Raw genomic sequence first — 13,060 nt, 5'->3', positions numbered from 1 at the left:
CGGCCTGCCCGTCCCCATCCCGCTGGTTGTCGAGCCGGCGGCCTCCATTTCCGATCAGCCTCTGAAAGTCCAACGATGCAGAAACTCCTCGTCCTCCAGTCGCTGTGGACCATGCTGGGACTCAAGGGCGCGCCGCCCGAGCGCTCGCTCGAGGCCAATGTCGAGATCATCGCCAACGCCGGGTTCGACGGCTTCGGCACGCAATGGGTCGATCCCGAGATGGCGCAGCGTGCCGGACGACTGGCCAAATCGACCGGACTGGTGGTCGAGGGCCTTTGCTTTCCCACCGATATCGACAGCCTGCAACCGGCGCTCGAGTGGGGCGCGGCCTATGGCGTGCATCATATCAACATCCAGCCCAATCTCAGGCCGCGGACGCTGGCCGAGGCGCTTCGTGTCGCCGAAGGCTGGCTGCGGCTGGCCGAACAGGTGCCGTTCCCAGTGCATGTCGAGACGCACCGCGACAGGATGACCAACGACCTGCATTTCACGCTCGACCTGATCGGCGCCCTGCCGGAATTGAAACTGACCGGCGACCTTTCGCACTACGTGGTCGGCCGCGAGATCGGACTGCCGGTGTCGGCGGAGATCGAGGCGCAGATGACGACCATCCTCGAGCATTGCTGGGCCTATCACGGCCGGGTCGCCAGCAGCGAGCAAGTGCAACTGCCGCTGTCGTTCCCGCAGCATGCGCCGTGGCTCGAGCAATTCGGTACCTGGTGGCGCAACGGCTTTGCCGACTGGAAGGGGCGGGCCGGCCCGGACGCGGAGCTCAGCTTCCTGTGCGAACTCGGCCCGCAACCTTACGCCATCGCGGGCGCCGACGGCGTCGACCTCACCGATCGCTGGGCCGAGTCGCTGCAGCTGCGCGACCTGGCGCGGGCGGCCTGGGGCCGAACGATAAATTGATCGACAGACAACTTGCGTCAGCCACAATGGTGCGCAAGCCATAATAGTTCTGGTGGGCGGCCTTTCCCAGATCGCTTCACCGTCTGAAGTAGACGCCGAAACGCTCCAGGTTCTTGATTTGTCGCGCTTTCGAACCGGAAAAGTCTAGCGACTTTTCCTCAAAGCGCTCCAGAGGGCAGGTTCCGTGCAGACGAAATCGATCGGCAATAGCGGTCCGTCGCGACGGGCCTTTCTGTCAGGCGCGGCGAGTTTCGGCGGACTGGCGCTGGCGGGTTGCTCCACCACTATCGGCAATCGGCAGCTGACCGTGCCCAACCTGTTGCCGGCAGTCATCTCGCCCTACTACCTCGACATCTACGGCGCCCTGCCGAACGAGAGGTTCCCGGTGCCTGCCGTCGACCTCAACAAGGTCGACCAGCGCTTCCTCAGGACCGAAGTGGATGACCCGACCGGCGAGAAGCCGGGCACCATCGTGGTCGAAACCTCCGAGCGTTATCTCTATCTGGTGCAGGACAATGGCAGGGCCATTCGCTACGGCGTCGGCATTGGCCGCGACGGCTTCACCTGGTCGGGGCGGGGCAATATCGGGCGAAAGGCGCAATGGCCAACCTGGTATCCGCCGGCCGAAATGATGGCGCGCCAGCCCGAAACCCGTGAGTTCGCCGGCGGCATGCCCGGCGGCATCGACAACCCCCTGGGCGCTCGGGCGATGTACATCTACCGCAACGGCGTCGACACCATCTATCGCCTGCACGGCACGCGCGAGTACTGGAGCATCGGCAAGGCGGTGTCGTCGGGCTGCGTGCGGCTGATCAACCAGGACGTGATCGATCTCTATTCGCGCGTATCCGTAGGGACGCCGATCATCGTCAACGCCTGATCAGTTCAGCCGACGGGTCGTCGCTTTGGGCACCGGGCAGTTGATCCTGCCGGTGGAGGGATCTAGCGCACACCGGCGGTCAGGGAACCAAAGCCCGCCGAATGGCTTGTTCGATGGCCATCGGAGGGACAAGCGATGAGTGCCGACACCAGACCGCCACCCAAGGTCGCGCAGGTCGACCAGGTGATCGACGAGAACGGCCAGCCGATCTCGCTACCCGAGGACTCGACCTTGCAGGCGACGCGCGACGTCGAAGCGACGATCGGCAATACCGGGCCTACGAACTGGTGGAAACGCGGGCTGATCGCCGTGGGGATCGTGGTGGTGATCCTCCTGGCGTTCCAGTTGCTGGCCAGCAATACCCGCTCGCCGGCGACCGCGCCGACGGCAGCCGGTTCAGCGCAATGAAAAAGGCCCGGGGAGACGCCCGGGCCTTTGCAAGTTCTGCTGCCGAACTCAGCCCTGGATGGGCGAGAGCTGGATTTCGACGCGGCGGTTCTGTGCGCGGCCCGCCTCGGTGGCGTTGGAGGCGATCGGATCTTCCTCGCCCTTGCCGGTGATGTAGAAGCGGCGCTGGTCGACGCCTTGGTTGGCGAGGATGGTCGCGACCGCAGTGGCGCGCTTCTGGCTCAGCTCCTTGTTGTAGCTGTCCGAGCCCTGCGAGTCGGTGTGGCCGTAGACGTCGATGACGGTCTTGTTGAACTTCTTCAACACCAGGCCGACCGAGATCAGCGTCTCGCTGAACCGGGGCTGCACCGTCGCCGAGTCTGTGGCGAAGGTGATGTTGGAGGGCATGTTGAGGATGATCTGCTGGCCGACGCGGGTCACCGAAACGCCGGTGCCTTGCAACTGGGCGCGCAGTTCGGCTTCCTGCTGGTCCATGTAGCTGCCGATCGCCGCGCCGGTGAGCCCGCCGACGCCGGCGCCGATCAATGCCGCAACGCGCGGGTCAGCGCCCGTAGCCGCACCGATGATGCCGCCGACCACGGCGCCGCCGCCGGCACCGAGCAGCGCCCCGCCGGTCATGTTGGAGAGCTGGCTCTGGCCGGTGTAAGGATTGACCGAAGTACAGGCGCTCAGCGAAAGCGCCGCGAGCCCCGCGATCAGTATTTTGGATTTCATCGAGTCCCCCGTAGGTGTGGCGCACGTTCTCGCCAGCGATTGCGGCAGCAAGGTGTTCGCCTCGCCGCCTTTGCCCGCGGCGAGACTAGATCAGGAACGCGCCGGGTTGAAGCGGTCGTTTGCGCGGCCGATCAGCCGTGCGCCCAGCCACCGTCGACCAGGAAGTCCTGGGCGGAAATCATCTTCGAATCATCGGCCGCGAGGAACAGCACCATGCGGGCGATGTCATCGGGATAGAGCCGGCCCTTCAGCGCCTGCTGCTGGTCGAGCGAGGCCAGGGCCTCGGGCGTGGCCCAGAGCGAGAGTTGCCGCTCGGTCATGATCCAGCCGGGCACCAGCGTGTTCACGCGGACGCCGTGCTGACCGTATTCCTTGGCCATCGAACGCGACATGCCGTGCATGGCGGCCTTGGCGGCGGTGTAGACGGTGAGCTGGGCCGACAGCGTCATCCAGCTGACCGAGCCGAAATTGATGATCGAGCCACGGTTGGCGGCCATCATGCCAGGGGCCACGGCCTGGGCGGCGAAGAAGGCGTGCTTGAGGTTGACGGCGATGCGCTGGTCCCAATCCTCGGGGCTCACATCGGCGATGTCGTGCCGGTGATCGTTCGCCGCATTGTTGACCAGCGCCAGCGTCGGGCCGTGCGCGGCCTCGAAACCCTTGATGGCGGCCTGATAGGCGGCGATGTCGGTGACATCGCAGCGGGTGAACTGCACCGTGCCGCCTGCCGCGTTCAGCTCGGCCGCCAGCTTGTCGCCCGCCGCACCGGCGATGTCGACGAAGCCGACTTTGGAGCCCTGCGCGGCAAAGGCGCGCACAATGCCCTCGCCGATGCCCGAAGCGCCGCCCGAGATGATCACGGGCATGCCCTTGAGGCTGGGATAAGTTGCGTATTCAGACACGAAAACCCCCGGGGAAACAGTTATTGGCGGGGGATTTAGCGTGCGGCCACGCGCGCGACAAGGCGCGATCCGTACGCCGGGTTACGCCAGCGCACGATTTGTCACCGGCTCGACATAAGGGCTGGCTAGGGGAAGTGCTCCCCTCTCCCGATATGAAGCTGCCGCCATGTCCCTCGACCTCGTCAAACCCGCACAGATTGGCCTGCTGCAGGGCCCGCCGCAGAGCGAGCGGAACCGGCTGGATGCGCTGCCGCGAACCGAGGCCAACCATGCCGAGGCGTTGGCCGGGCTCACCTGCCTGCAGCGGGTCGAAGCGCCGGCTGCCGAACGCAGCGAGGTGCTGGCCTTCCCGCTGACCGTTGCCGCCTGGAATCTCGAACGCTGCTACAATGTCGAGAAATCCGCGGCGGTTCTGCAGCGCGAAGGCGCCGAACTGATCCTGCTGTCGGAAGTCGATAACGGCATGGCCCGCACCCGTCAGCGCCACACCTCGCGCGACATCGCGGCCGAGCTCGCCATGAACTACGCCTTCGGTGTCGAGTTCCTCGAGCTCGAACTGGGCGCCGAAGTCGAGCTCGCATTCTGCGAGGACGATTTCAACCTGCACGGCTTCCACGGCAATGCGCTGCTGTCGAAGGCGGCGTTGCAGGCGCCGGTGATGATCCGGCTCGAGCCGCAGGGGCACTGGTTCACGCCGGAAAGCCCGGCGCGTCGGGTGGGCACGCGCTGCGCCATCGCCACGGCGGTGATGACCACCGAAGGACCGCTCTACGCCGTCTCGGTGCATCTCGAGAACCGGGGCGACGCCGGCTATCGCGAGGCGCAGATCAAACGGCTGATCGATGCGATCGACGAGCTGGCCGGCGCGACGCCCGTCGTCATCGGCGGCGACCTCAATACCGGGCTCGCCGATGGCGGCGATTTCGAAAAGGAGACGCTGTTCGCCCACGCCTATGGCCGGGGCTTCGAGCGGCACGGCGGCCCGCTCGGCCAATCCACCACGCGCCCCAGCCGGGTCAGCCGCAGCCCGCGCGGCACCTGGAAACTCGACTGGTTCCTGACGCGCGGCGTTGTGGTTGAAGAGAGCCGGATCGTGCCGTCACTGACCGATGACGGCGAAGTCCTCTCGGATCACGACATGGTGGTGGCGAGGCTGGGCGGGTTCAAAGGCTAAGAACGTCTGGAACGCCAACCCGCCGCAAGCACCGGCCGTCACCCCGGCGCAAGCCGGGGCCCAGTGCGCGGCCCGCTGCCTCGGCGGCAAACCACCCGACCTTGACGTGGTGGACCGGCACTGTCCTTGCCTGTACTGCCATCCGAGCAATGGGTCCCGACGTCCGTCCATGGCGTAGGACTACGATTTTGCCTCGCCCACCAGGTCATTCCTGCGAAAGCGGGAACCTCTGTTTTCCTGCCTGCGGCACCATCCTAAACGGAGGTCCCCGCTTTCGCGGGGATGACACCGAGCTTGGAGGCGCTTTCTGGTGGCAAGCTCACCTAGCAATCACACCCCGTCGTCCTCGACGATCACCTTGCCGGTCGGGGCGATGTCCATCGCTTCGACCTTTTGCAGCAGCTGTTCGATCTTTTCGACGTTGGCGATGTGGCGGGTTTCCATCGAGAAGTTGAGCGTGATGTACTCGCGGCCGGGGCAGAAGGTGCAGATATTGGCGGCGGGATGCCAGGCGCCGCAATAGATCGGCTCCATCATGCCGTGGGTCATCGGCCCGTAGGTGCGATGCGGCGGCACCAGGGTCAGCACCACATGGATGCCGCCGTTGAAGCGCCAGAAGCGCTTGCCCGGCAGGAAGGGCAGCGCGCGGTTGAGGGCGCGCAGCGAACGGAACATCGAGTTCATCATCACCTGGAACTTGGTGATGTCCTTCTTCTCGATCTTGTCGATGGTATCGTCGACCTTGCGCACATAGGCGACGAAGTCGTCGATCACCTCGAACTTGGCCTCCAGCGCCCGGACGCGGAAGAAATCGTCGTCGGCATCGTGGCGCTTGCCGTCGAGCATGGTGTAGGCAGCGCCGATCACCTTTTTCGACATGTGCCGCTCATCGCCCTCGCCGTTGAGCGCGTGGGTCACCAGCGCGAACATCAGCGAGCGCTGGCGCACGCCGAGCTTGTTGGCCAGCAGCCGCAGCCGATGCCGCTTCAGCGCCAGGGTCTTGAAGCCCCAGGGCTTGTCCGGCGGCGCCAGGATATTGGCGAGGGTGACGTACAGGAAGGTCATGCCCCAGCCGCGCAGCGTCCCCTTGAGGCGGGCGCCAAACCCCACCTTGTTGGACTTGTCGCTCATCACGCCGTGACCGGCGGAGGCCGAGCGGGTCAGCAGGGCCGAGTCCGAGCCTTCGAGCAGCGCATGGCTCGAGCGCACCTGGATCATCGAGGCCCGGCCCATCGCGTCAGGCCCGCCGCGACGCACTACCGCCGAGACGCGGAACAGCGGCAGGTCGTCCCGCTCGAAAATGTCGGGGGACTTCGACAGCCACTTGTCGGGATAGCCGTCGAACTCGTCGACCTCCTCGACATGGGTGATGGCGTCGAGCAGGTGTTTGGGGAACGGCTGCCCCGGGCGGGCGCCGACGAAGCCGTGGCTCAGCTGGGGGGCCAGCGCCACCATGTCGGCGACCAGGTTGCCGAGCGTGTCCTTGTCGAAATGCGACTTCGACGCCGCAGTGAAAAACACCGTGTCGCGCGCTTCGTAGAGGAACCACTGGAAATCGGTGAACAGCGCCTGCGGATGCTTGTTGACGGCGGCAAGCGCCAGGTCGAGCACTTCGGCATGATCGTTGGCGAAGCTGGACGAAGAGAAGCTCTTCATGGCGGATCCCCCTGTTTCCGTGAGGTTGATAGTAGCGGACGCTCAAACCGGGTCAACGGAAAGGCATCGGGGCCGTTAATCCCTGCACGAACGGCCAGTGGGAGCGAAGTGGCATGCCCGCGCTGAACCCATTCTGAACGGAGGTTACCACCCGGGGGAACCGGCGGCTGCGACGAGTTGCGCACATCTGCTTGATTGGCACGCGAGCCGCCATTGTTTAGGATGGTTCCAAGCTGCGTCGGCAAGCTGCAGCCCGGCCAATGACTTGTATAAGCCGCCGCGCGGCGAATTGACCTATGTCAATGCCACGGACCGGGGGAGTAGCTACCCTCCGGTCATGAGGTCGCCAGCAGGCGAAGCGCCTGCGCTACGAAAGTGGAACTATGGACTATCGCGGGTTTTTCGAGGACGCCGTCGACACCTTGCGGCAGGAAAAGCGCTATCGCGTTTTCGCCGATCTCGAACGAATTGCCGGGCGTTTCCCGCGGGCCATCTTCCGGGACAATGCCGACAACCAGCGCGAGATCACCATCTGGTGCTCGAACGACTATCTGGGCATGGGCCAGCATCCGGTGACCATCGCCGCCATGCAGGACACCGCCGCCAAGCTCGGCGTCGGCGCCGGCGGCACGCGCAATATTTCCGGCACCAACCGGCCATTGGTCGAACTCGAGCGTTCGCTGGCGGACCTGCATCGCAAGGAAGCCGCGCTGGTGTTCACTTCGGGGTTCGTGTCGAACGAAGCGGCGATTTCGACCATCGCCCGCCTGCTCCCCGATTGCGTGATCTTCTCCGATCAGCTCAACCACGCCTCGATGATCCAGGGCGTGCGCCAGTCCGGCATGGAAAAGAAGATCTTCCGCCACAACGACGTGGTGCATCTGCGCGAACTGCTCGCGTCGGTCGACCGCAAGCGGCCCAAGCTGATCGTGTTCGAGTCGGTCTATTCGATGGATGGGGACGTGGCGCCGATCGCCGAGATCTGCGACCTCGCCGAGGAGTTCGGCGCGCTCACCTATATCGATGAAGTGCATGCGGTCGGCATGTACGGCCCGCGCGGTGGCGGCATTGCCGACCGCGATGGCCTGATGGGCCGGATCGACATCATCGAAGGCACGCTCGCCAAGGGGTTTGGCGTGATGGGGGGTTATGTCGCCGCCAACCAGGCGATCATCGATGCGATCCGCTCCTATGCGCCGGAATTCATCTTCACCACCGCCCTGCCCCCGGCGCTGTGCGCTGCGGCGCGCGCCTCGATCGAACACCTCAAGGTCTCCTCGGTGGAGCGCGAAGGCCAGCAGCGGCAGGCGCAACTGACCAAGGATATCCTGGGCGATGCCGGCCTGCCGGTACTGAAGACCGATACCCATATCGTGCCGGTGATCGTCGGCGACGCGCGCCTGTGCAAGGCGGCCAGCGATATGCTGATGGAAAAGCACAATATCTACATCCAGCCGATCAACTACCCCACGGTGCCCAAGGGCACGGAACGGCTGCGCATCACCCCGACGCCGCTCCATACCGATGAGATGATCATCGAGTTGCGCCACGCCCTGGTCAGCGTATGGGCCAGCCTCGAGCTGCCGCGCGAGCGCCCCACCGCCAAGGTCAGCGCCGACAAGCTGACCAGCGGCGACCTGACGCTGAGCAACGCCGGCGGCTGAGGCGCGCCTGGCGCGATCCGCTAAGCGGGCGGCGGGCCGCCGCCGAAATCGAGATTGGTGGGGCGACTGAGATAGCGCGGCCGCGGTTCGGTTGCGGCGACCGTCGGGCCAACGGTTTCGATGGTGAAGCGGCGAGCCCAGACCTTGCCACTGCCGCGCAGGAAGAACCCATAGTGGATGGTGGCCGCTGCCTCTGGCACCGGAAGCACAACCTGGCGCCGGGTCCAGCCGCGGGTGCCATCGAGCGGGCCATCCGGGCGCTCCAACAGGTTGTCGAAGTGCAGGTAGCGCCCCTCGAGGGGGTCGACGCGCATCCAGAGCGTCGCCATCTCCGCCGCTTCGGTGCGCAGCTCTGCCGTCAGGCGCAACTGGGTGCCGCGATAGGAATCGGCAAGGATCGACTGCATCAGCACGGCGGTTTCACCGGCCGCGCGATCGATCACCGCGTCCCGATCGGAGCGGCTTTCAATCAGGGCGGTGCCGGGCGCTTGCGGGTCGATGCCGAGGCGATAGTTCCACTCGTTGGTGGTGCCGGCGACACGCCAGCCAGAGGGCAGCTGCAGCGGCTTCAGGTGTGCCGCTTCAATGCGGGCGGCGAGCATGTTCCAATTGGCGAAGCCAAACTGGCGGGCGACAAGTTCGAGTGCGTCGGAGTGCGAGATCTGCTGGCCGCGTTCGGCAAGGGCTTGGCGCAGCGCCTTGGCCATGTGCTTGGCGTCGAGAAAGGAATGCATGGTCTGATCCTCTGGCGGACAGCGCACAAGGTCAGTGCTCGCGTTGCCGACGGGCTGTCCGATGAGGGCTCAAACCCGGCATTGATGGTGGTGCATTCACCTTTCCCCGGAGGGCGCGAGCGGCGGGCTGCACCAGCCCTGCCCGTTCAAGATATCGGAGTGGCCGAGCCTGTCAAACGGCGGCGCTGGATTGTGACAGCGATTCCGGTCAGGTTCGCCGCCATGCAGCTCCGCCTCCATTCCCGTTACCAGAACTCCGCCGGCCAGCGCGTCAGGATCGTGCTCAACCTCAAGGGCATCGCGTATGAGTATGTGCCGGTCCCCTCGGCCAGCTCGCCCGAGTACCGGGCCATCAACCCGCAGGGGCTGATGCCGGCCCTGGAGATCGATGGGCGCATCGTCGCGCAGTCGCTGGCGATCATCGGGCTCATCGACGAGCTCTTCCCGACCCCGCCGCTGTTGCCGGCCGATCCGCTCGAGCGGGCAGAGGCGCGGGCCTTTGCGTTGCTGATCGCTGCCGACCTCCACCCGATCAACAACAACCGGGTACGCAAGTATCTCGCCGGCCCGATGGGAGCGAGCGAAGCGCAGGTGGATGGCTGGTACCGGCACTGGATCGCGACGGCGTTCGAAAGCCTCGAGACGGCGCTGGCGCGGCGAACGCGCTCCACCCGCTACGGCTTTACCGACACGCCCGGCCTCGCGGAGGCTTGCCTCGTGCCGCAGATGGCCAATGCGCGTCGCTTCGGCTGCGACCTTGCCCCCTACCCACGGCTCGAGGCGCTCGATGCCTCCTGCCGTGACTTGCCCGAGTTCGTCGCGGCCCGGCCGGAGACGCAGGTGGATTTCCCGGGTTAGCTGCGTTCGGCGAGGGTAGACCCGAAGACTCGTTGGGCCTGATCCTGGTGCGGCAGCACCCCACCAGGTTCCCGCCTACGCGGGAATGACACCGGTGGGTGTGGGACGCAGGGCGCGCCGCCACGGTGGAAAACGCGCGCCGGGCGAGCGGCGCGCGTCGGTTGTGCCTAAGGGGAAATCTACGCCTTCTGCGCCTTGATGGCGTCGCGGATTTCGGTGAGCAGCTTTTCTTCGGTGGTGGGGGCCGGCGGCGCGGCGGGGGCGGCAGCCTCCTTCTTGCGCAGGCGGTTGATGCCCTTGACCACGAGGAACAGCACGAAGGCGATGATGGTGAACTTCACCACGGCATTGATGAACAGGCCGTAGTTGAGGGTCGCCACGCCCGCTGCCTTGGCGGCGGCGACGGACGGCACCGGCACGTTGTTGGGGTTGGAGATGACGAGGAACAGGTTCGAAAAGTCGATGCCGTTGAGGATCAGGCCGATAACCGGCATGAACAGATCGTCGACCACCGACGAGACGATGGCACCGAAAGCCGCGCCGATGATCACACCGATGGCGAGGTCGATGACATTGCCCTTCAGGGCAAAATCGCGAAATTCCTTGAGCATGTAAGTCCCCTTGGTTGGCGGCGCCGACCGGCCTCCCCTTTGCGGCAGATGACCCAAGCCGCGCCCTCAGTTGGGTTTTTCACCCTGTTTGAGCGACAAAGCAACTCAACTGTTGCTGCAGCGCTGCCTGGCGGTGGACGACGCGGTCGGCTTCGCGCCCCCTTGTCGGCAGCCGGATCCACGGCACAGCCCCGACTTTGTGCGGCCTTGCGACCGCGGAAGCCGGGGCAGATATTGGGGCCTAGCATTGGACAAGAGATGGTCGAGACGCTGACCGAGACACAGGATTCGCTGCGACAGGCGATCGAGCACATCCCGCAGGGGGTGGCGGTGTTCGATCGCGACCTGCGGCTGGTCACCTGCAACTCGCGCTATGGCGAATTGCTGGCGTTGCCGGACGGGCTGCTGGGCGCCGGCACGGCGCTCTACGACATGGCGCTGTTCGTGGCGCGACGGGGTGACCTGGGCACCGGCGATGCGATCTCCCTCGCCGCGCAACGGGTGCAGACGCTGACGCAGTCGCACACCACGGTCAGCCAGCGCCTCGGCGCCAAGGGTCAGGTGCTGGAGTTCCATTCTTCGCGGCTGCCCGACGGCGGGCTGGTGATCAGCTTTGCCGACGTGACGGCGCGGGTAGATGCCGAGACCGAACTCGCCAGCATCAACCAGTCGCTCGAAGGCCGGGTCGAGGAGCGCACCGCGGCGCTGATCCGGGTGAATTCGGAACTCGAGGTGGCGCGGGCCAAGGCCGATGCGGCCAACCGCGACAAGACCCGCTTCTTCGCCGCCGCCAGCCACGACCTGCTGCAACCGCTCAACGCGGCGCGCCTTTATACCTCGACGCTGGTCGAACGAGCCGGCGGCACCGGCCTCGACGAGCTGGCGCATTCGATCGAAGCCTCGCTCACCGCCGTCGAGGAGATCATGGCGGCGCTGCTCGATATCTCCCGCATCGATGCGGGCGCGGTGAAGCCGGCGGCCACGCCGTTCCAGGTGCGCGACCTGTTGAAAAAAGTCGATGTCGAGTTCGCGCCCTTGGCGCTGAAGAAGGAGATCGACCTCAGGCTGGTCGATACGTCGCTTGCCGTGGTGGGCGACCGGGCGCTCACCGCGCGCGTCATCCAGAACCTCGTCTCCAACGCCATCAAGTATACGCGCCCCGGCGGACGGGTGCTGGTCGGCGCGCGGCTGCGGGGAACGCGGGTGCGGTTCGACGTGATCGATACCGGCATCGGCTTCAACAAGGATCAGCACGCGCTGATCTTTGCCGAGTTCAGCCGGCTGGAGCACGGCGCCCGCATGGCGCAGGGGCTGGGCCTGGGGCTGTCGATCGTCAAGCGGCTGGTGGCGGCGCTGGGGTTGACGATGGAACTCGAGAGCAAGGAGGCGCGCGGTTCGCGCTTTTCGCTCTACCTGCCCTACCATCGCTCGCTCAAGGTGATGCCGGAGGACGGCCCGGTGCGCGAGCCGACCTCCAACCTCAACGGTCTCAGAATTCTCTGCGTCGACAACGAGCGGGCCATTCTCGATGCGATGGAGGGCTTGCTGGGCGGCTGGGGCTGCGACGTCCGTTCGGCCCGTTCGCTTAAGGATATCGACAAGGATGGGCTGCTGCTCGGCTGGCTGCCCGACTTGGTGCTGATGGATTACCACCTCGACCAGACCTCCGGCCTCGATGCCATCGAGTGGCTGCGCCACAATGTCGGCGGCCACCTGCCGGCGGCCCTGGTCACCGCCGACCGCAGCCCGGCCGTGCGGGCCCTCGCCGAGGACCGCGGCATCACCGTGGTGACCAAGCCGGTAAAGCCGGCGGCCCTCAGGGCGACGATCAGCCAATTGGCAGGGCAACGGGGACGTAAGCGGGTCGAGGCCTAGGCCGAGGCGCTCAGGCCCCCGACAGCAACTCGTCGAACTGGCCTTCTTCGATCTTCGATGCCGCGATCACCGCCTGGGTGCGGCTGTCGACGTCGAGTTTCTGGAGGATCGCCGAGACATGCGCCTTGACCGTCGCCTCCGAGATCGAGAGCTCATAGGCGATCTGCTTGTTCATCAAGCCGTCGGAAAGCATCATCAGCACGCGCACCTGCTGCGGGGTGAGCGTGGCGAGGCGGCGCATCAGGGCCGACTGGTTGTCCTCGGCGGGGAACTCCATACCCTCGGGCACGAACACCTCGCCCGACAGCACGGTCTCGATGGCGCGGCGGATGTCGGCCGGGCCGACCGATTTATGCAGGTACCCCGAGGCGCCGAGCTCGAAGGCGCGGCGGATGATGCCGCCATCCTCGACGGCGGTGACGATCATGACCGGGATTTCGGGATACTGGGCGCGCAGCAGCAGCAGGCCGGAAAAGCCGCGCACGCCGGGCATGTTGAGATCGAGCAGCACGAGGTCGCAGTCGCGATCGGCCTCGAGCGCGGCGCTGAGAGCCGTGAGATCGCCTGCTTCCTCGACCGAGATCGACGGATCGCCGCCCGACAGCGTCTGGCGCAACGCGGCCCGGAACAGCGGGTGATCATCGACAATGATGATGCGACGGGTGGTCATCTTAC

13 protein-coding genes are annotated in these 13,060 nt (G+C 65.8%); 7 read left to right on the top strand and 6 right to left on the bottom strand.

Annotation, left to right across the window (positions count from 1 at the left end; genetic code table 11):
* Positions 1-75: 75 nt before the first annotated feature.
* The 3 genes from APS40_RS16235 (at position 76) to APS40_RS16225 (ending at position 2,197) form a co-directional block, all read left to right on the top strand.
* On the top strand, positions 76-909 hold the full coding sequence (locus APS40_RS16235) for a sugar phosphate isomerase/epimerase family protein (RefSeq protein WP_055048046.1): 834 nt from the start codon (positions 76-78) through the stop codon (positions 907-909).
* A 184-nt stretch (positions 910-1,093) separates the two neighbouring features.
* On the top strand, positions 1,094-1,789 hold the full coding sequence (locus APS40_RS16230) for a L,D-transpeptidase (protein WP_236884118.1): 696 nt from the start codon (positions 1,094-1,096) through the stop codon (positions 1,787-1,789).
* Positions 1,790-1,924: 135 nt separating this feature from the next.
* A complete protein-coding gene (locus APS40_RS16225; RefSeq protein WP_055048045.1) occupies positions 1,925-2,197 on the top strand; it encodes a hypothetical protein in 273 nt (90 codons plus the stop codon).
* Between the two features lie 48 nt (positions 2,198-2,245).
* On the opposite strand, the gene APS40_RS16220 is transcribed toward APS40_RS16225, so the two are convergent.
* Together APS40_RS16220 and APS40_RS16215 are read right to left on the bottom strand one after the other, a co-directional pair.
* Positions 2,246-2,911 carry an OmpA family protein gene (locus tag APS40_RS16220; protein WP_055048044.1) on the bottom strand — a complete coding sequence of 222 codons (666 nt, stop codon included), beginning with the start codon at positions 2,909-2,911 and terminating at the stop codon, positions 2,246-2,248.
* Between the two features lie 131 nt (positions 2,912-3,042).
* On the bottom strand, positions 3,043-3,777 hold the full coding sequence (locus APS40_RS16215; protein WP_055048043.1) for an SDR family oxidoreductase: 735 nt from the start codon (positions 3,775-3,777) through the stop codon (positions 3,043-3,045).
* A 202-nt stretch (positions 3,778-3,979) separates the two neighbouring features.
* Here APS40_RS16215 and APS40_RS16210 point away from each other — a divergent pair, with 202 nt between their 5' ends.
* Entirely contained in the window at positions 3,980-4,987 is a 1,008-nt protein-coding gene (locus tag APS40_RS16210; protein ID WP_055048042.1) for an endonuclease/exonuclease/phosphatase family protein, read from the top strand.
* A 330-nt stretch (positions 4,988-5,317) separates the two neighbouring features.
* Here APS40_RS16210 and APS40_RS16205 read toward each other — a convergent pair whose 3' ends face one another.
* Complete coding sequence (locus APS40_RS16205) at positions 5,318-6,643, bottom strand: hypothetical protein (RefSeq protein ID WP_055048041.1); 1,326 nt, start codon at positions 6,641-6,643, stop codon at positions 5,318-5,320.
* A gap of 383 nt (positions 6,644-7,026) precedes the next feature.
* Between APS40_RS16205 and hemA the strand changes: the two genes are divergently transcribed.
* Positions 7,027-8,307: a 5-aminolevulinate synthase gene (gene hemA / locus APS40_RS16200; RefSeq protein WP_055048040.1), complete on the top strand. Its 1,281-nt coding sequence runs from the start codon at positions 7,027-7,029 to the stop codon at positions 8,305-8,307.
* Positions 8,308-8,327: 20 nt separating this feature from the next.
* On the opposite strand, the gene APS40_RS25515 is transcribed toward hemA, so the two are convergent.
* On the bottom strand, positions 8,328-9,041 hold the full coding sequence (locus APS40_RS25515; protein ID WP_055048039.1) for a glyoxalase superfamily protein: 714 nt from the start codon (positions 9,039-9,041) through the stop codon (positions 8,328-8,330).
* 222 nt (positions 9,042-9,263) lie between these two features.
* On the opposite strand from APS40_RS25515, the gene maiA reads away from it, so the two are divergent.
* Positions 9,264-9,899, top strand: coding sequence for a maleylacetoacetate isomerase (maiA, locus tag APS40_RS16190; protein WP_055049695.1), 636 nt, complete (start codon positions 9,264-9,266; stop codon positions 9,897-9,899).
* Positions 9,900-10,078: 179 nt separating this feature from the next.
* Here the strand turns inward: maiA and mscL are convergent, their stop codons facing one another.
* Positions 10,079-10,510, bottom strand: coding sequence for a large conductance mechanosensitive channel protein MscL (gene mscL, locus APS40_RS16185; RefSeq protein ID WP_055048038.1), 432 nt, complete (start codon positions 10,508-10,510; stop codon positions 10,079-10,081).
* A gap of 258 nt (positions 10,511-10,768) precedes the next feature.
* Between mscL and APS40_RS16180 the strand changes: the two genes are divergently transcribed.
* A complete protein-coding gene (locus APS40_RS16180) occupies positions 10,769-12,385 on the top strand; it encodes a hybrid sensor histidine kinase/response regulator (protein ID WP_055048037.1) in 1,617 nt (538 codons plus the stop codon).
* Between the two features lie 10 nt (positions 12,386-12,395).
* Here the strand turns inward: APS40_RS16180 and APS40_RS16175 are convergent, their stop codons facing one another.
* The gene (locus APS40_RS16175) at positions 12,396-13,055 is read right to left on the bottom strand and encodes a response regulator (protein ID WP_055048036.1); all 660 of its coding nucleotides are present in this window, start codon (positions 13,053-13,055) and stop codon (positions 12,396-12,398) included.
* Positions 13,056-13,060: the final 5 nt, after the last annotated feature.

The organism is Devosia sp. A16, from assembly GCF_001402915.1.
Classification (GTDB): domain Bacteria; phylum Pseudomonadota; class Alphaproteobacteria; order Rhizobiales; family Devosiaceae; genus Devosia_A.
The sequence above is the reverse complement of the archived record's forward strand: the minus strand, read 5'-3'. Positions and strand labels throughout refer to the sequence as shown.